Genomic DNA, 18,010 nt, shown 5'->3' on the forward strand with positions numbered 1-18,010 from the left:
CCCTTCGTTCCTCTCGCCGAGCCGGGGTCAGCGCACCCGGGAACGCGCCTCCATCGCCCCGCGGGCGGCGCGCTCGTCCTCGTACACCTCGCACATGTGGCGGCCGTCCGGGGTCGCCGTGTGCTCGACCTCCCACAGGCTCAGCTCACTGCCGTCGAGGAGCAGGAACTGGTGCTCGTAGAGGGTGAAGCCGGCGTCCCGGCCACCCTCCGCGGCACACCGGCGCCCGAACGCCTGCGTGATGTGGTGCGCGAACGCGAGCCGCAGCCGGCGGGCGGTGGCCTCGCCCGGCCGGTCCGCGTTCTCCGCGCGGCGCAGCACCCGGCGGGCGTGGTCCGCGGAGTTGTCCTGCACGTACATCCGGGGCTGCGCGGGTATCGGGCGGGCGAGCAGCGCGCTCAGCAGCTCCAGGTCGTCGTTCTCGTCGGACGGGGAGCCGTCGGCGCGTTCCACCGTCCAGCCGAGCGAGGGGCCGGCCGGCAGCCGGGACGCGGCGAGCCGGGCCTCGGACTCCTCCACGTACAGCTCGTGCTGGTCGGTGCCGCCCCGGCCGGAGTTGTGCACCAGCTCCCAGAGGCTGAGCGCCGTGCCGTCGGGGAGCAGATAGGTGTGGCGGTAGGTGGTGCGGTGCAGCGACGCGCTGTGGTGCGAGGAGTACAGGGTGCTGGAGTGGGCCAGCGCCGTCTCCAGGCGCTCGATCGTGGAGTCGGGCAGGTCGAAGGAGTTGAGCGCCCGGCCGAGGAGTCGCTCAAGGTGGGTCTCGGTCGTCTCGTACGGATCGTGAGAAGGATCCAGTGGATCGTTCAAGGGGGTCTCCAGGCCGTCGCCGCATGTCACTTGCTGCTTGCTAAACGTAGTCCCTGGGTCTGACATCGTGTCCGGCGTTCGGGAAAACGAACGGGGGCGCGCACGGAGTTCCCGCGCCCCCTACGCGTGTCCGTCAACTCTCCTTGGTATACCGGCAGTCGGTGGCCAGAGCTAGCCGTCGGACGCGGCGCCGTACAGCTCCCGGTACGCGGGGAAGTCCCCGACCGGCCCCGAGGCCCCGGCGGACGGTGCGAGAACGGCCTGGACGATGGCCCGTGTGACGGTGTCCGCGCCCGCCGCGAGGACCTCGTTGAGGGCGAGCGGACCCGGAGCGGAGGGCAGTTCGCGCGCCCCCGTCGCGAGGGCGAAGACGGTGTCGCCGTCATTGAGGAGATGCACCGGACGGACGGCGCGTGCGATGCCGTCGTGCGCCGTCCCCGCGAGCTTCTGCGCCTGAGCGCGCGTCAGCGCGGCATCCGTCGCGACCACCGCGAGAGTGGTGTTCAGGGGCGGTGGGGCCGCCTTCGCCCGAGCGTCCGCGAGCCGCCGCAGCGCCGCCTCGTGCACCGCCGGGTCGGGGTAGGAGGGGCGTACGCCGGGCGTGAAGAAAGCGCCGTACGGCACGCCCGTCTCCGGATCCACCGCCGAGCCGACCGCGTTCACGACGACCAGCGCGGCGACCGTGATCCCCGACTCCAGGACCGTGCTCGCCGTCCCCACCCCGCCCTTCAGACCGCCGACCACCGCTCCCGTGCCCGCGCCCACCGCGCCCGTCTCCACGGGCGCGTGCGTCCCGCTCGCGGCCGCCGCCTCCACCGCGGCCCGGCCCGTCGACGCGTCGGGGCGGGCCTTGAAGTCGCCGCCCCTGCCCAGGTCGAAGACACAGGCGGCCGGCACGACCGGCACCACGTGCGCCGGATCCGGGCCGACCCGCACCCCGCGGCGCTGCTCCTCCAGCCAGGCCATCACCCCGGCGGCCGCGTCGAGGCCGTACGCGCTGCCGCCGGTCAGCACCACGGCGTCGATCCGCTGGACCAGGTTGCGCGGGTCGAGCGCGTCCGTCTCCCGGGTGCCCGGCCCCCCGCCCCGTACGTCGACGGCGGCCACCGCCCCGCCCTCCGGGGCGAGCACCACCGTCGTACCGGACAGCGCCCCGGGCCCCCGCACCCGGGCGTGCCCGACCCGGAGACCGGCCACGTCCGTGAGGGCGTCGTGCGGGGGCGGCGCGCCGTGGGGCAGCGCCTCACGCGAGGTCAGGGGGCTCCGGGCTGCGTCGTTCTCGTGTTCGGCCACCCCTCCTGCGTAGCACGGATGTGGGGGGCTGGGCAGGGTGAGGCGGGGATGGTCGGATCTCGGTGCGGGGTGCGGGGTGCGGGGGTCCGGGGGGCTGGGTGAGGGGGGCCGGGTGGCTGGGTGACGGGGTCCGGGTGGCTGGGGTCTCGGCTCCGGCACCGGCAATGGGGCAGCGGTGGGGCCGGGGCCGGGGCCGGGGCCGGTACGGGGTGCCGGGGCCGGGTCAGCGCTTCGGGCCGAGGTACGTGCCGCCCGAGGCGTCGACCACCGTGCCGGTGATCCAGCGCCCGTCCGGCGAGGCGAGAAAGGCGACGGGGTCGGCGATGTCCTCGGGCTGGCCCACCCACGGCAGCGCCTGCCCCGCGATCAGCATCTCCTCCAGCTGCGGCACGGCGGCCATGGCGGCCGTCAGGCCGGCGGTCTGCGTCGGCCCGGGGGCCACGGTGTTGACGTTGATCCGGCGCGCGCCGACGACGTTGGCGAGGGTGCGCGTGAACGTCTCCATCGCGCCCTTGGTCATCGCGTAGGCCAGCTCGTCGGAGAGCGAGATACGGGTGACGGCGGAGCCGATGTTGACGATGCTGCCGCCGTCGCGCAGGACCGGGAGGAGCTTCTGGACCAGGAAGAACGGGGCGCGGACGTTGACCGCGAAGAGCCGGTCGAACTGCTCGACCGTCTCGTCCTGGAGGTGCCCGCCGGAGGAGGTGACGGCCGCGTTGTTGACGAGGACGTCGAGTCCGGCGTCGCCGGTGTGGGCGACGAGCCCGGCCCGCAGGCCCTCGACGAGGGCGAGCACGCCCCCGTGCGTGCCGAGGTCGGCGCCCACGGCGAAGGCCCGGCCGCCCGCGGTGTGGATCAGGTCGACGGTCTCCTGGGCGGCGACCGCGTCGGAGCCGTAGTGGACGGCGACGACGTGCCCGTCCTGGGCGAGCCGCAGGGCGACGGCCCGGCCGATGCCGCGCGAGGAGCCGGTGACCAGGGCGGTGCGGGCGGCGGTGCCGGTGGCGGTGGAAGCAGTGCTCTGCATGGTGTGGCTCTCCTTGGCGGGGTCCGGATCGTGACCCGGAGTCCTGGGTTCTTGCCGGGCGATCGCCTCGACAGGAAGGAGAGTGGCCGGGGCCGCTGACGGCCCGCGCACCGCGCGCTGACCGCTGCTGACGGGCGCCGGCGCGGGGTGGCGCCCGAGCCCCGCGCGGGGCCGCCGGGCCGTGCTCGTCAGACAGCCGGGTCTGTCAGATCTTTCTGATCTGTCAGACCTGTCAGACCTGTCGGGTCCTGCGGGCCCGGCGGGCCCGGCGGGTCTGTCGGGTCCATGGGGTCGATCGGGTCCGGCAGTCCCGCCCGGCGTGCCACCTCACGCGCGCGGGCGAGGTCGGCGGCGGCCGCGTCCGCGTCGCCCGCGGCCGTGTGGACGGCGGCGCGGCGCCCGAGGAGGTCGACGATGTCCTCGGCGACCCCCAGCGACTCGAAGAGGGCCAGGGCTTCGGCGAACAGTGGCAGCGGATCGGCGGACAGGGCGGCGAGGCCCTCCAGGGCGGTCGCCGTCCCCCAGCGCTCCCCGAGCGCCCGGAACTCCGTCAGGGCCTCCGCGAGCCGCTCCCGCGCCGTCGCCGCGTCGTCCCGCGCGAGCGCGAGATGTCCCTGGCCGACCAGGTCGAGGGCGCGCGACCAGGCGTCGTCGGGGACGGGGAGCCGTGCCTCGGGGCCGACGGTCGTGGCCCACAGGAAAGCGGTGAAGGGCTGCCGCAGGGGCTCCGTACGCTCGGTCAGCAGTGCCCTGGCCCGTGCGATCCGCTCCTCGTCCCGTGCCCCGGCGGCCAGTACGCACAGCGCGTACTCCTCGCCGAGGTCCTGTGCGCCGGTGAGGCCCGCCCGCTCGACGGCGCCCAGCAGTTCCGCCGCGAGCACCGCGACCTGCCCGCGCAGTCCGCGCAGCCACCAGTACGGCGTGAGCGCCGCCACGAGCCGCAGCCCGTCCTCCGGGGAGGCGCGGCGCAGGGCCGCGCGCAGGTTCGGCTCCTCGGCGTCGAGTCGGGCCAGCCAGGCCTGCTGGGCCGCGCCGCGCAGCTCGGGGTCGGCGGCGCGGGCGAGGCGGAGACAGTGGGCGGTGTGGGCCGCGTGCGCGGGATCGGCGGCGGGCAACCGGCCGGCCGCGTAGGCGCGGACGGTCTCCAGCATCCGGTACCGCCCGTCGACACCGTGCCCGACTCCGAGCCCGCCTACTCCGAGTCCCTCGTCGTCTGTCCCGAAGGCCTCCGACCCCGGCACCGCCACCCCGGACCCTGCTGTCACCGTCCCTGCGGAAGCCGTCTCTGCGGAAGCCGTCCCCGAGGCGGGCGTCCCCGAGGTCGGCGTCCTGGAGGTCGGTGTCCCCGAGGTCGGCGTCCCCTCCGTCCCCGCCGTCCCCGGCGCCCCCGTGGCTCCCGCCGTCTCCGTCAGCAGTCGCTCCACCAGGGACTTCTCCGTCAGCGAGACCAGCAGGTCCTCCGCGTCCGCGGTGTCGAGCCCGCAGACCCGGGCCACGGCCTCCGTCGTCGCGCCGCCGCGGAAGACCGACAACCGGGCCGCCAGGGTGCGTTCCTCCTCGGTCAGCAGCTCCCAGCTCCACTCGACGACGGCGGCGAGCGTCCGGTGCCGCTCGGGTGCCGTGCGGTCGCCACGGGACAGCAGGCGGAAGCGGTCACCGAGGCGGTCCGCCAGTTCGTCGGCGGTGAGCGTGCGCAGCCGGGCGGCCGCCAGTTCCAGGGCCAGCGGCAGCCCGTCCAGGGCGGCGCAGATCTCCGGCACGCGTGCGTGCCCGGTGAATCCGGGCCGGGCCGCGGCCCCGCGCCGTACGAACAGCTCCTCCGCCGCCCGGGGCGCCAGGGCGGCGAGCGGCAGCAGCGACTCGCCCGTGACGCCGAGCGCCTCCCGGCTGGTGGCGAGCACCCGCAGGTCCGGGCAGCCCGCCAGCAACTGCCGTACGAGCACGGCAGCCTCCGTCACCACGTGCTCGCAGTTGTCGACCACGAGCAGCACCGGCCGGTCCGCGAGGGCCTGGACGAGCCGGTCCGGGGCCGCGTCCCGCACCCCGAGAGCCCGGGCGAACGCCCCCGCCACCTCGCCGGGGCCCACCGCCCCCAGGTCCACGAAGACGGCCCCGTCCGTGGCCGCCTCCAGCGCCAGCCGCGTCTTGCCCGCCCCGCCTGGGCCGACCAGGGTCACCAGGCGTGCCGCCGTCAACAGGGCGGCGAGCCGATCCCGTTCGCCCTCCCGGCCGACGAAGTCGGTCAGCGGCACCGGGGGACGTACGGGCCCGGGGCCGGCCACGGGCGCCGGGCGGACCGCAGCCGCCCCGGACGGCTCCCCGCGCAGCACCGCCAGGTGCGCCTCCGCCAATTCCTGCGCCGGGTCCGCGCCGAGCTCGTCGGCGAGCGCCCCGCGCACCTCCTCGTACACGGCGAGCGCCTCGGCCTGCCGCCCCGCACCGGCCAGCGCCCGTATCTGGAGCGCCCGCAGCCGCTCGCGCAGCGGATGCGCCGTCGCCGCCTCGGCCAACTCCCGTACGAGCGGAACCGGATCCCCGCCCGAGGCGAGCCGCGCCGCCGCCCACTCCTCCAGGGCGTCGGTCCGCAGCGCGTCGAGCCGGGCCACCTGCCCGTCCGCGTAAGGGGCGTCCCGTACGTCCGCGAGGGCGGGTCCCCGCCACAGCGCGAGGGCCTCACGCAGCCATCCCTCGGCCCCCACGGGGTCCCCGGCCGCCCCGGCCCGGGCGCCCTCCCGCACCAGCCGCTCGAAGCGGAGGGCGTCGACGTCGTCGGGGCCGGCGCCGGTCAGCCGGTACCCGGCGGGGGAGTGCTCCACGGCCACCCCGTCCGGCAGGACCCGGCGGAGCCGCGAGACCTGCGACTGGAGGGCGTTCGCCGCGCCCGCGGGGGGCTCGTCCCCGTACAGGCCGTCGACGAGCCGCTCGGCGGTGACGATCCGGCCGGCGTCGAGCAGCAGCAGCGTCAGCAGGGCCCGGACGCGGGGGCCGCCGGGGGCGGGGGCGCCGGCGACGGTGAGCGGACCGAGAACCCGGAAGATCATGCGACGAATTCTGGCGCACGGAGCGACGCTCCCGGCAGCTCCCGGAGCTTCCGCACAGGAACGGCCACGGACCCGCGTGGGGACCCCGAAGGGCTCACCCGCCCCGGCCCGTGGGCCTCACACGGTCCCGCGCGTGGCCGGGTTGGTGGCCGTCAGCGTCACCCCCACCGCCACTGTGGCGGCGGCCACGAGACCGGCCGCGAGCACCGCCCAGTGCCCGGCGAAGGTGCACATGAGGATGGCCAGGGACGACACCGGCAGCACGGCCTGCTGGGCGATGCCGACCTTGAAGTACCGGGCGTGCAGCAGCCACACGCACAGCAGGAAAACGGCGGTCGGGATGGTCACGGCGGACGACGCGGCGAGTGTCGAGAGGTGCGCCTTGCCGACCGCCTGCTCGACGGCGATCTCGATGCCGGCGCCGATCGCTGCCGCCGAGGCGAAGATCAGGTAGTGGCCGTAGCCCCAGAGGAAGCCCTGGCGGTTCGAGGCGAGCCGGTCGTGCGCGGGCACGACGAAGTAGATCCACCAGGCGGCGAAGACGATGAGCAGCCCACCGGCGGCGATCGGCAGCACCTCGCCGAGGGCGTCGTTCTCGGTGACCCCCGACTTCACGGCGACCGTCGCCGCCGCGATCGACTCGCCGAGCACGATGATGGTGAACAGGCCGTAGCGCTCGGCGATGTGGTGCGGGTGCCACTGCGTGGTGACGTCCTTCTCCGCGTAGACGGGCACGCCCATCTCGGCCACCGCCATCACGAGGAAGACCCACGGCCGGGCGTCCTCCGGCACCAGCAGCAGTGCCACCCAACCGATCTGGCAGGCGATCACCCCGCTCGCGTACCGCCGGCACATCGTCCGCTCGGCGGCGTCGGTCGCGTGGTGCGCGGCCCGCAGCCACTGGGAGGACAGGGCGAGCCGCATGACGACGTAGCCGATGAAGACGACGAGGAAGTCGTGGTCCTCGAAGGCGCGCGAGACACCGGCGGCGAGGATCAGCACACCGGCGATCTGGACGAGCGTGACGACGCGGTAGAGCACGTCGTCGTTGTCGTACGCCGAGGCGAACCACGTGAAGTTCATCCACGCCCACCAGATGGCCCAGAAGACCATCGCGTAGTTCAGGATCCCGGACCCGGCATGCCCCTCCGCCACGGCGTGCACGAGCTCGGCTCCGGCCTGCGCGACCGCGACGACGAAACAGAGGTCGAAGAACAACTCGAGCGGGGTGGCTGCCCGGTGCGCCTCGTCACGGGAACGGGCGGTGAGAGGGAGGAAGGGTTGCGTCATGCCCCACAGAACACCAGATCAGCGGGTGGGGCGACAGCCCCGACACCACGGGCCCGCACCACCACGGCCCGGGCACGGGGGCTCGGCCCGGTCGCGCGCCCTGACCCGGCCACCCACGGACGACCGCCCCGGCCTCGCGCCGCGGCAGTGGCTCGGTCCGCGCGCTCCCGCCCCGGCCTCGCGCCGCGGCGGTGGCTCGGTTCGCGCGCTCCCGCCCCGGCGGGCCCGCCCCCGCCCCGTCCGGGGCCGCGGCGGCGGTGTCGTTCGCCGCCGCGGCCCCCCGGCTCTCACGCTACGTCCGCGTGGCCGCCGTGCCGGCCCGCCACAGGTCCCCTCCCGCAGGGTCGCAAGTCCCCTCCGCCGGGGCGGCGCTTCCGTAGCCGTACCGGACCCGCCCCCTGCCTCCGCCCGTCACCAGAACCGCCCGCGCCTCCGCCCGTCAGCGGAACCGCCCCTGCCTCCGCCCGTCGGTGACGAACCGCAGGCGGCGGCGCTGTCCGGGAGCGGCGGCACGGGCGGTCCCCGCGGCGCCGACGGCGCAACGTCCCGGGTCCGACGGGACCTAGGCCCGCCCGCGTCGACGACCATCGACTCTCACGGACCTCGTGTGCGCGGCACAGCCTGGAAGAGCAAGGAACCCCTCGAAACGTCAGGGAAGCGCCATGAGTTCCGTAGCCCAGGACAGCAGAACGACGAGCGGGCCTGCAGCCGCCTCGTACGACATGGGGCAGTACGGGCCCGGAAGGCCGATCACGGACTGGGAGCCGGAGAACGAGCTCTTCTGGAAGTCCATCGGGCACAGGGTCGCCGCCCGGAACCTGTGGATCGCGGTGCCGGCGCTGCTCGTCGCGTTCGTCGTGTGGCAGGTGTGGTCGGTCACCGCGACCGACCTGAAGGACGTCGGCTTCGCCTTCTCCACCTCCCAGCTCTTCTGGCTGACGGCCGTCCCCGGCCTGACCGGCGGCACCGCCCGGATCCTCTACACCTTCCTCGGCCCGATGATCGGGCAGCGCCGCTTCACCGCCCTGTCGACGCTCGTGCTCGTCGTGCCGCTGATCTGGCTCGGCATCGCGATCCAGGACCCGTCGACCCCGTACGGCGTGATGATCGCCATCGCCGCCCTCTGCGGCATCGGCGGCGCCAACTTCGCCTCCTCCCTGGCCAACATCGGCTTCTTCTTCCCGAAGGCCAGAAAGGGGAGCGCGACCGGCATCAACGGCGGCCTGGGCAACCTGGGCGTCTCAGCGGTCCAGTTGCTGACCCCGATCGTCATCACCTGGTCGACGATCGCGATCGGCTCCGCCCAGCACAAGGCCGACGGCACCCCGGTCCACCTGCAGAACGCGGCCTTCGTCTGGGTCCCGGTGCTGCTGGTCCTGGCCGCCGTCGCCTGGTTCGGCCAGAACGACCTGAAGGTCGCCTCCACCCCGTTCAGCCGCCAGAAGATCATCTTCAGGCGGAAGCACAACTGGCTGATGACCTGGCTGTACGTCGGCACCTTCGGCTCCTTCATCGGCTTCGCCGCGGCCCTGCCGATGCTGATCAAGACCACGTTCCCGGACTACTCGGTCGCCACCTACGCCTGGACGGGCCCGGCGGTCGGCGCCCTCGCCCGGTGGGCGGGCGGCTGGATCGCCGACAAGTGGGGCGGCGCGCGGGTGACGATCCTCTCCTTCGTGGGCATGGCCGGCTCCCTCGTCGGTGTGATCACCTTCCTGCCCTCGGGCGGTGACGGCGGCTCCTTCCCCGGCTTCCTCCTCTGCTTCCTCGCGGCGTTCTTCTTCTCCGGCATCGGCAACGGCTCGACCTTCCGGCAGATCCCGGTCATCTTCCGCGGCACCCACCTGAAGGGGCTGACGGAGGGCACCCCGGAGTACGCCCGGGCGCTGAAGCAGGCGGAGATGGAGTCCGGGGCCGTCACCGGCTTCACCTCGGGCATCGCGGCCTACGGCTTCTTCTTCATCCCGGCCCTCTTCGGCTCGGTGGCCGTGACCAGCGCGATGTGGGGATTCGTCGGCTTCTACGTCAGCTGCACGGTCGTGACCTGGTGGTTCTACGCCCGGAAGGGCGCCGAGGCGCCGAGCTGACCGTCCCCGTCGGACCATGGAGAAGGCCCTGCCACGGCGGGCCTTCTCCCGTACCCGGGCCGGGTCCTTCGGCCGTCCGCCGGTGACCCTTGCCGACCAGGCCCACGGCCTCTACGTCGTTCGAGTCCCGCGGGCCGTCCGATCCCTGCGGACGCCCTTGGCGGCCGGGGGTGTTCGCGCAGCCGGCGGCGGCCGAGCCCCGGCAGGACGTCGCTCACCCATCCGTGCCATATAACGGGCGAATGAGGTAAAAACCTACCTAAGGTGGCGGCGTGATCGAGCCACCGCAGGCCTCCGCCGAGCCCCAGCAGGCCCCCGCCGAAACGACGCCCGCCCCCGCCGAACGGTCGCCCGCCCCCGCCGAACGGACCCCGCAGAGCCCCGCCCAGGTGCGCCGTCGCGCCGCCGTCGCCGGGGCTGCCGTCTCCCTCCTGCTGATCCTCGCGATCGTCCTCGGCAGCCGGCTGCTGCGCGACTTCGACTCGGCACTCCTTCCCTACGCGGTGGCGACCGTCTTCCTCGCCTTCGGCGTCGCCTACCGCTACACCGTGTGGGTCTCCGCACCGGGCGCCCGGCGCCTGTTCAAGCAGGGCTGGCGTGCCTTCTTCTCCGTCGGGAACTTCCGCCGTGCGCCCACCGCCCTGCCCCGGATGATCGCCACCTACCTCGGCTTCCAGAAGTTCCTCGGCGCCCGCTCGCACGCCCGCTGGGCCGCCCACCAGCTGATCTTCTGGGGCTGCATCCTCGCCGCCCTCATCACCTTCCCGCTGACCTGGGGCTGGTTCACCTTCACCTCGTCGACCGGCTCGGGACCCGGCTACGAGATGCGGATCTGGGGCTTCAAGGTCCTCGGCTTCGACTCGCTGAACTTCGTCGGCTGGCTCATGTTCCACGGCCTGGACATCGCCGCCGTGCTCGTCATCCCCGGAGCCGCCTACTTCCTTTGGCGCCGGATGAAGGACCGCGGAGCCATCACCGGGCAGCGCTTCGCCTACGACCTGGTCCCGCTGATCGCCCTCATCGTCATCTCCGTCACCGGCCTGCTGCTCACCTTCTCCTCGATCTTCCTGCACGGCGGCGGCTACGAGTTCCTGGCGATCCTGCACATGGTGTCGGTGGTCTTCACCCTCATCTACATCCCGTTCGGGAAGTTCTTCCACATCGTCCAGCGGCCCGCCGCCGTCGGCATGCAGCTGTTCAAGTACACGGCCCGCCGTCGTGACGGGCAGCCGGCCGCCGACGCCGCCGACTCCGGCCTCCTCGCCTGCCGCCGCTGCGGGCAACCCATCGACACCGCCCCCTACGTCGAGAACCTCCAGGGCACCATGCGCGACCTGAAGCTCGACTTCGACGAATGGGCCGAGTACTGCCCGCGGTGCAAGCGCGTCCTGCGGGGCACCGCTTACCTCAGCCACGTCAAGAAGGGCTTCAAGTGACCTCGCCGCTGCCCGCTCCACCGCCCCTCGACCCCTCCGTCGCCCCACCCGGCACCCGCAACTTCCGCGACGCCGGCGGCATCCCCGCCGACCGCTGGCACGCCGACCAGAACAACGAGACCCTCGTCCCCACCCACTGCTGCTTCTGCGGCGTGCAGTGCGGCATGTATCTGCGCGTCGACCACCGCGGCAAGGTCTTCGGCGTCGAGCCGCGCAACCACGACATCAACCGGATGCGGCTCTGCCCCAAGGGCATCAGTGCCTACCAGCAGGTCAACCACCCCGACCGGCTCACCAGCCCGCTGCTCCGGCGCAACCGCGACGAGCCCTTCCGCGAGGCGAGCTGGGACGAGGCCCTCGACTTCACCGTCTCCGAGATCCGCCGCATCCAGGCCGAGTACGGCAACGACGCCTTCGGCCTGCTCGGCGGCGCCAGCCTCCATTCCGAGAAGACCTACCTCGTCGGCAAGTTCGCCCGCGTCGCCCTCAAGACCCGGCACGTCGACTACAACGGCCGGCTCTGCATGGTGTCCGCCGCCGGGGCCAACAAGCTCGCCTTCGGCATCGACCGGGCCGGCAACCCCTTCTCCGACATCCTCCTCACCGACTGCCTGCTCATCGCCGGCTCCAACGTCGGGGAGTGCTTCCCCGTGATGACCCAGTACCTGTGGGGAGCCCGTGACCGCGGCGCCACCCTCATCGTGGTCGACCCGCGCGAGACGGCCATCGCCCGCACCGCCGACATCCACGTCGCCCTCAAGCCCGGCACCGACTCCGCCTTCTTCAGCGCCGTCCTCCACGTCGTCGTCGCCGAGGGCCTCACCGACGAGGCCTACCTCGCCGCCCACACCACCGGCTGGGAGGACGTGAAGAAGACCGTCGCCGCGTACCCGCCCGCCCGCTCCGCCCAGATCTGCGGCGTCCCCGAGGAGCAGATCGTCCAGGTCGCCCGCATGTTCGCCGGCGCGGGCAAGGCCATGGCCTGGCACGCCCGTGGCGTCGAGCACCACTCCCAGGGCGTCGAGAACTGCCTGACGATCATCAACCTGTGCGTCGCCACCGGGAACATCGGCCGCCCCGGCGCCGGCTACGGCACCATCACCGGCCAGGGCAACGGCCAGGGCGGCCGCGAACACGGCCAGAAGTCCGACCTGCTGCCCGGCGGGCGCTCCATCTCCAACCCCGAACACCGCCGTCAGATCTGCGAGATCTGGGGCATCGAGGAGTCCGAACTCCCGCCCGCCGGCACCTCCATGATGGAGATGGTCTGGCAGATGCAGCGCCGCGAGATCCGCGGCCTCATCGGCATCTGCAACAACCCCTTCGTCTCCCTCCCCCACTACGCCACGGTGAAGGAGGGCTACGACACCACCGAGTTCCATGCCCAATTCGACTTCTTCCTTTCCGAGACCGCCGCCAACGCGCACGTCGTCTTCCCCGTCACCGTCTGGGCCGAGGACGAGGGGGTCATGGCCAACGCCGAGGCCCGGGTCGTCAAGCACAACAAGGCGCAGGAGCCTCCCGCCGGCGTCCGCACCGACACCTGGGTGATCTGCGAGCTCGCCAGGCGGCTCGGAGCCGGCGACAAGTTCGCCTTCCCGGACTCCCGGTCCGTCTTCGAGGAACTCCGCATCGCCTCGGCCGGCACGGTCAACAACTACTACGGCATCACCTACGAGCGGCTCGAGGAGACCGGCGGCATCGCCTGGCCCTGCCCCACCACCGACCACCCCGGCACGCCCCGCCTCTTCGAGGACGGCCGGACCTACCACCCCGACGGCAAGATCCATCTGCAGGTCGTCGAATGGCACCCGCCCATGGACCCGTACAGCGAGGAGTACCCCCTCTCGCTCACCACCGGACGCACCGTCGCCCACTTCCTCTCCGGTAACCAGACCCGCCGCCTGGGCGCCCTCGTCGAGCAGACCCCGCGACCCTGGGTCGAGGTCCACCCCTCCCACGGCTTCCGCAACGGCGACCCGGTCCGCGTGGTCACCCGGCGCGGCAGCGAGGTCTTCCCCGCCCTGGTCACCGAGGCCATCCGCCCCGACACCGTCTTCGTCCCGTACCACTGGCCCGTGCCCACCGCCGCCAACGCGCTGACCATCGACGCCCTCGACCCCCGCTCGAAGATCCCCGAGTACAAGGTCTGCGCCGCCCGCATCGAGGCCGCCGAGCGCGTCGACGAGGTGCCGGCGCCGCCCACCGCCCCCGGCCACGTCGCCTACCCCGCGACCCAGGTCTCCCGCGACGACCCCCTGCCGCCCACGTCCCCGCAGGGCCGTGGCACCTCGGAGAGGAGCTGACGCCGCCATGATGGGCCGCACGATCTTCATCGACCCGGGCCGCTGCATCGGCTGCCAGGCCTGCGTCTCCGCCTGCCGCGAATGCGACTCGCACCGCGGCAAGTCGATGATCCACCTCGACTACCCCGACGAGGGGCACTCCGTCGCCTCCCTTCCCACCGTCTGCATGCACTGCGAGGACCCCGTCGCCCCGTGCGCCGAGGTCTGTCCGGCCGACGCGATCCTGGTGACCGCGGACGGCGTGGTCCAGCAGGCCGACACCACCCGCTGCATCGGCTGCGCCAACTGCGTCAACGCCTGCCCCTTCGGCGTCCCGAAGATCGACCTCCAGGCGAAGCTGCAGATGAAGTGCAACCTCTGCTACGACCGCACCGCCTACGGCCTCGCCCCCATGTGCGCCACCGTCTGCCCCACCGGTGCCCTCTTCTACGGGACCCTCGACGAGCTCCGCGCCGAGCGCCCCGGCGTCCAGGTCGCCGACTCCTTCACCTTCGGCTCCACCACCGTCTCGACCGGCGTGGCGATGGTCGTCCCCGCCGACAAGGTCCAATGGCCGGTCCCCGGCGGCCTGCCGATCGTCGAAGTCAACGGAGTGGATGTCCGATGAGCCTCACCGAGCAGCCCCCGGGCCACGGCTCCGACCCCTCGGACCCCACGGACGCGGACCCCATGGATACCGATCCCGCGGGCGCCGATCCCGCGGGCGTCGATCCCGCGGACGCCGGTCGTGCCGACGCGGCCCAGGCGGCCCTCCGCGACCGCATCTCCGCCGACTCCCTCACCACCCGCCGCGACTACCTGCGGATCGTCGCCACCGTCTCCGGCGGCCTGGCGATCGGCGGCATCGGCGTCGCCTCCGGAATCCTGCACCGGCACGGTGACAGCGACGGATCCCCCGAACCCAAGCGGATCGCCGACCGGATCCTCCCCGGCGACTCCGTCGCCTTCCGCTATCCCGACGAGGAGGACCGCGCCGTCGCCGTCCGCCTGGAGGACGGCACCCTCGCCGGCTACTCCGCCGTCTGCACCCACCTCGCCTGCGCCGTGCTCTGGCGCAAGGACCGTGGGAGCGAGGGCGAGCTGTACTGCCCTTGCCACGAGGGAGTTTTCGACGCCCGCACCGGCGAGGTCACCGCGGGCCCGCCGCCCCGCGCCCTCCCGAAGGTGATCCTGGTCGAGGAAGCCGACGGCAGCGTCTGGGCGGTGGGCACCACCCGCTCCGGCGAGAGCGTCCAGGAAGGTCTGTGCCGCCAGCTCGGTCAGGAGCGCCCCGACCTCGCCGACCGCCTCGGCTGCCCCGGTGCCTCAGCCCGCGGCGCCGTGGAGAGGAGCCGCAGGACATGACCGACACACCGTTCCCCAAGGACCCGGCCGCCCCCGGCCACCAGACCGGAAGCCCCCAGGAGCTTGCGCCGCGGCCCGTCTACACCCCCGGCAGCGCCCAGCCCCGGCTCAACCGCCCGGTCCACGATCGCTACCCCCAGATCCGCCCCACCAGCGGCTACGGCGATCCCCGGGTCCGCCACACCGGTCCGGGCCCCGGCGCCGGCACCGACCAGGAACCCGAGCGCTCCTCCAGGCTGTCCGCTCGCCTGGCCCTCGCCCTCACCGTGCTCGTCGGCCAACTGTGGGGCCTGACGATCGTCGTCGACGAGTGGATGTCCGGCGACACCGGCACCGCCTGGTGGGGAGCGGGCTTCCTGGTCCTGTCGTTCCTCGTCGTCCTCGGCCTCTGGCTGCTCGACCCGAAGGACCGCTGAACGGAATTCCGCAGATCAGCGGGGATCGGTGCGGTGCTTCGGGCGTAACCTGAATACATGAGCACCGCCCCCGCCCACGGACCGCGCGCAGCGAAGCAGTCCGACACAGCCTCCAACCCGGAACCCAGGCCGGCACTGATCTTCGACGATCCGCTGGACCGCCAGTCCGCGGACGATACGGACCGTGGATGGGGCGAGCGGCCTCCCACCGGCGGCGACAGCGCCGCCGACCTTGCGCGCTTCCTCGACGAGAAGCCGCCGCACCACCTCTGACACCGACGCGAGCCGTCGGTCAGGAGGTGGAGTGCGCCCCCGTGCCGCCGCCGGTCTTCGAGGCCACGCCGGTGTGGTTCACGGGACCGCGCTGCGAGACCAGGTGGTCGCGGATCTCCTTGAGCACTTCCAGCTCGCTGACCTCCAGGGTCTCCTGGACGCCTTCCTTCGCCTTCTCGTGCGCGGCCCGCTTCGCGAGGATCTTCGCCATCGGCAGGACCATCAGGAAGTAGACGACGGCCGCCGTGATCAAGAAGCTGAGGACGGCGCTGAGCACCAGACCCCACTGGATCTGGATGCCCTGCATCTCGCCGTCGACCACCCGGCAGGGGTCCTTCAGGCAGGACGAGTAGCCCTCCAGGTCCTTGGTGCCGAAGGCTCCCACGAGCGGGTTGATGATGCCCTTGACCACCGAGTTCACGATATTGGTGAACGCGGCGCCGATGACGACGGCCACCGCCAGGTCGATCACGTTGCCACGCATCAGGAAGGCCCTGAAGCCTCCCAGCAAGCTTTCCTTCTTCTCGGCCACCGAGGTGCCTTTCGTCGCGTGTGCTCCTGTGTGCGGAGCCATTACGCCGCGCGCGGCGCAGGAGCGTCCAATCCGTACACACGGGACGGTTACTTGACAGGTCGTCAGTGCGAATCAGCACAGTGTCACCGCCAGTTGTGACGTGATGCCCGCACCGGCGAGTGCTGTCGCCGTCGACCGCGGAACGGACAGGACGACCAGGGCCCCACCGTCCGAAAGAGTCTCACCCGGGGGCGGCACTTCGGCCACTCGGGCGCCCGCGGCGACCACCCGGGCCTCGCCGCCCGCGCCGAGACCGGAGTGGGGAGCGGCGATCACGTCCACCCGGTCGCCGGGCTGCAGCAACCGGACCGTCGCCGCGTCCGCGATCCGCACCGGTGCGGACACGAGCGGTGCGGCGGCCGGCACATGCCGCTCCCGGGCCGGTGGGGGCGGCTGCGGGACCGGGTCGTCGGCTCCGGCCGCCCCGGTCGCCGCGAGCGCGGCGGCGGTCATCGCGAGAACCGCGGCGGGCGCCCGCCGCCTGCGGCGCAACGCCCTGCGCAGGCGTAGCTTCCCGCCGCGCACGCGCAGCGGGTCGAAGTGCGGAACCCCGCACGGCGGGGGGACCGAGGTGCGGGTGTGGGGGAGGCAGGAGTTCGTGTCCATCGCGCAACCACCTGTCGTGAGTCGGGCCGTTCACCGGACCCTCCGGCGAACCGCACTCACCGTGCCGCACGAGCCGCGATCCTGCTCGGGCCTGTGGACAACCCGGCGGTTGTGGACAACTTGCTCACCCCCGCGAGCGATTGTGGCCGTGGGGCGGGGCGAGGACGCTGGAGGCAGATCGGTCCTCGCGTCGCGGTCCGCGCCTCACCCCGCTCGCGTCGCTCAGGGCAGGTCGATGCCCAGATCCCACCCCGCGTGGGCCTGGGTGCACAGGCAGTCCCGGTCGACCGTCGCGGGGAGCGCGCTCACCGCGTCGAAGAGCACGTCGCGCAGCCGGCCGACGTTCTCGCCGAACACCCGCAGGACCTCGGTGTGGGAGACGCCGTCCCCGGTCTCCGCGCCCGCGTCCAGATCCGTCACCAGTGCGAGGGAGGTGTAGCAGAGTCCCAGTTCCCGGGCGAGGACGGCCTCGGGGTGGCCGGTCATGCCGACCACCGACCAGCCCTCGGCCGCATGCCAGCGCGACTCGGCGCGCGTGGAGAAGCGGGGGCCTTCGATGACGACCATCGTGCCGCCGTCTACCGGCTCCCAGCCCTGTCCCCGGGCGGCCTTCACGGCCACGCGGCGCCCGTCCGGGCAGTAGGGGTCGGCGAAGGTCACGTGGACCACGTTCGGTACGGCCCCGCCCCAGGCCTCCGGCAGCGGTTCACCGTCGAAGAAGGTCTGCGCGCGGGACTTCGTCCGGTCGACCAGCTGGTCGGGCACGACGAGGGTGCCGGGGCCGTACTCCTCGCGCAGTCCGCCCACCGCACACGGCCCGAGGACCTGGCGCACCCCCACCGAGCGCAGGGCCCAGAGGTTGGCGCGGTAGTTGATCCGGTGCGGCGGCACGTGGTGGCCGCGGCCGTGCCGGGGCAGGAAGGCGACCTGTCGGCCGGCGATCTCGCCGAGGAAGAGGGAGTCGCTGGGGCTGCCGTACGGGGTGTCGACCGATACCTCGGTCACATCGTCCAGGAAGGAGTAGAACCCGGAGCCGCCGATCACACCGATGTCCGCGAACACGTCAGTCGTCTGGGTCGCCATGGGCGTCACCCTAACCGCCGCTGTGAGACGCCGAATGCCCCACCGAGCGGATCGGCAGGGCATTCGTCAGGTACGTGCTGCGGCGCCTGGGTCAGGCGGCCGAGGTGGAGCTCGACGAGGTCGAGGTCGAGGTCGTGCTCGACGACGTGGAAGACGCCGAAGAGGAGGACGACGACGAAGAGGACGCCGAAGACGAGGAGGGCTTCGACGAAGCCGGCGAGCTACTGGACGACGAACCACGGCTGTCGTTCCGGTAGAAGCCGGAGCCCTTGAAGACGATGCCGACCGCGGAGAACACCTTCTTGAGGCGTCCCTCGCAGTTCGGGCACTCGGTCAGAGCGTCATCCGTGAACTTCTGCACCGCCTCGAGGCCCTCGCCGCACTCGGTGCACTGGTACTGGTAGGTCGGCACTTGTCTTCCTCCTGG

General features: G+C 73.0%; 16 protein-coding genes. 7 read left to right on the plus strand and 9 right to left on the minus strand.

Going from position 1 to position 18,010, the window contains the following annotated elements:
* Window positions 1-27: 27 nt before the first annotated feature.
* The 5 genes from ACIRQF_RS34970 to ACIRQF_RS34990 all read right to left on the minus strand — a co-directional run bounded on the left by ACIRQF_RS34970 (window position 28) and on the right by ACIRQF_RS34990 (window position 7,458).
* Complete coding sequence (locus tag ACIRQF_RS34970) at window positions 28-807, minus strand: DUF6227 family protein (RefSeq protein WP_376637093.1); 780 nt, start codon at window positions 805-807, stop codon at window positions 28-30.
* A 171-nt stretch (window positions 808-978) separates the two neighbouring features.
* Window positions 979-2,064 carry a P1 family peptidase gene (locus tag ACIRQF_RS34975; RefSeq protein ID WP_389753928.1) on the minus strand — a complete coding sequence of 362 codons (1,086 nt, stop codon included), beginning with the start codon at window positions 2,062-2,064 and terminating at the stop codon, window positions 979-981.
* A 259-nt stretch (window positions 2,065-2,323) separates the two neighbouring features.
* Window positions 2,324-3,127 (minus strand): SDR family oxidoreductase, encoded by an 804-nt coding sequence (locus tag ACIRQF_RS34980; RefSeq protein ID WP_404098664.1) that lies wholly within the window; start codon window positions 3,125-3,127, stop codon window positions 2,324-2,326.
* Between the two features lie 188 nt (window positions 3,128-3,315).
* Window positions 3,316-6,168 (minus strand): BTAD domain-containing putative transcriptional regulator, encoded by a 2,853-nt coding sequence (locus tag ACIRQF_RS34985; RefSeq protein ID WP_404098666.1) that lies wholly within the window; start codon window positions 6,166-6,168, stop codon window positions 3,316-3,318.
* A gap of 117 nt (window positions 6,169-6,285) precedes the next feature.
* Window positions 6,286-7,458 carry a low temperature requirement protein A gene (locus ACIRQF_RS34990; RefSeq protein ID WP_404098669.1) on the minus strand — a complete coding sequence of 391 codons (1,173 nt, stop codon included), beginning with the start codon at window positions 7,456-7,458 and terminating at the stop codon, window positions 6,286-6,288.
* 662 nt (window positions 7,459-8,120) lie between these two features.
* On the opposite strand from ACIRQF_RS34990, the gene ACIRQF_RS34995 reads away from it, so the two are divergent.
* The 7 genes from ACIRQF_RS34995 to ACIRQF_RS35025 all read left to right on the plus strand — a co-directional run bounded on the left by ACIRQF_RS34995 (window position 8,121) and on the right by ACIRQF_RS35025 (window position 15,320).
* The gene (locus ACIRQF_RS34995; protein ID WP_382482775.1) at window positions 8,121-9,545 is read left to right on the plus strand and encodes an MFS transporter; all 1,425 of its coding nucleotides are present in this window, start codon (window positions 8,121-8,123) and stop codon (window positions 9,543-9,545) included.
* A 272-nt stretch (window positions 9,546-9,817) separates the two neighbouring features.
* Entirely contained in the window at window positions 9,818-10,981 is a 1,164-nt protein-coding gene (locus ACIRQF_RS35000; RefSeq protein ID WP_404098671.1) for an MFS transporter, read from the plus strand.
* Entirely contained in the window at window positions 10,978-13,287 is a 2,310-nt protein-coding gene (locus ACIRQF_RS35005; RefSeq protein ID WP_404098674.1) for a molybdopterin oxidoreductase family protein, read from the plus strand. The genes ACIRQF_RS35000 and ACIRQF_RS35005 overlap by 4 nt, the downstream gene beginning before the upstream one ends.
* Window positions 13,288-13,294: 7 nt before the next feature.
* Window positions 13,295-13,894 carry a 4Fe-4S dicluster domain-containing protein gene (locus ACIRQF_RS35010; RefSeq protein WP_376637086.1) on the plus strand — a complete coding sequence of 200 codons (600 nt, stop codon included), beginning with the start codon at window positions 13,295-13,297 and terminating at the stop codon, window positions 13,892-13,894.
* Window positions 13,895-13,956: 62 nt separating this feature from the next.
* The gene (locus ACIRQF_RS35015) at window positions 13,957-14,631 is read left to right on the plus strand and encodes a Rieske (2Fe-2S) protein (protein ID WP_404098833.1); all 675 of its coding nucleotides are present in this window, start codon (window positions 13,957-13,959) and stop codon (window positions 14,629-14,631) included.
* On the plus strand, window positions 14,628-15,047 hold the full coding sequence (locus ACIRQF_RS35020; RefSeq protein ID WP_382482779.1) for a hypothetical protein: 420 nt from the start codon (window positions 14,628-14,630) through the stop codon (window positions 15,045-15,047). Before ACIRQF_RS35015 ends, ACIRQF_RS35020 begins: the two co-directional genes overlap by 4 nt.
* A 57-nt stretch (window positions 15,048-15,104) precedes the next feature.
* The gene (locus ACIRQF_RS35025; protein WP_376637083.1) at window positions 15,105-15,320 is read left to right on the plus strand and encodes a hypothetical protein; all 216 of its coding nucleotides are present in this window, start codon (window positions 15,105-15,107) and stop codon (window positions 15,318-15,320) included.
* A 19-nt stretch (window positions 15,321-15,339) separates the two neighbouring features.
* Here ACIRQF_RS35025 and mscL read toward each other — a convergent pair whose 3' ends face one another.
* The 4 genes from mscL to ACIRQF_RS35045 all read right to left on the minus strand — a co-directional run bounded on the left by mscL (window position 15,340) and on the right by ACIRQF_RS35045 (window position 17,995).
* Complete coding sequence (mscL, locus tag ACIRQF_RS35030) at window positions 15,340-15,852, minus strand: large conductance mechanosensitive channel protein MscL (RefSeq protein WP_376637082.1); 513 nt, start codon at window positions 15,850-15,852, stop codon at window positions 15,340-15,342.
* Between the two features lie 114 nt (window positions 15,853-15,966).
* The gene (locus ACIRQF_RS35035) at window positions 15,967-16,500 is read right to left on the minus strand and encodes a hypothetical protein (RefSeq protein ID WP_382482780.1); all 534 of its coding nucleotides are present in this window, start codon (window positions 16,498-16,500) and stop codon (window positions 15,967-15,969) included.
* Between the two features lie 222 nt (window positions 16,501-16,722).
* The gene (locus ACIRQF_RS35040; protein ID WP_404098679.1) at window positions 16,723-17,583 is read right to left on the minus strand and encodes an S-methyl-5'-thioadenosine phosphorylase; all 861 of its coding nucleotides are present in this window, start codon (window positions 17,581-17,583) and stop codon (window positions 16,723-16,725) included.
* A 91-nt stretch (window positions 17,584-17,674) separates the two neighbouring features.
* Window positions 17,675-17,995, minus strand: coding sequence for an FmdB family zinc ribbon protein (locus ACIRQF_RS35045; RefSeq protein WP_376637079.1), 321 nt, complete (start codon window positions 17,993-17,995; stop codon window positions 17,675-17,677).
* Between the last annotated feature and the right edge of the window lie 15 nt (window positions 17,996-18,010).

Origin of the sequence: Streptomyces sp. NPDC101191, from assembly GCF_044767915.1 — a bacterium.
Taxonomy (GTDB): Bacteria; Actinomycetota; Actinomycetes; order Streptomycetales; family Streptomycetaceae; genus Streptomyces.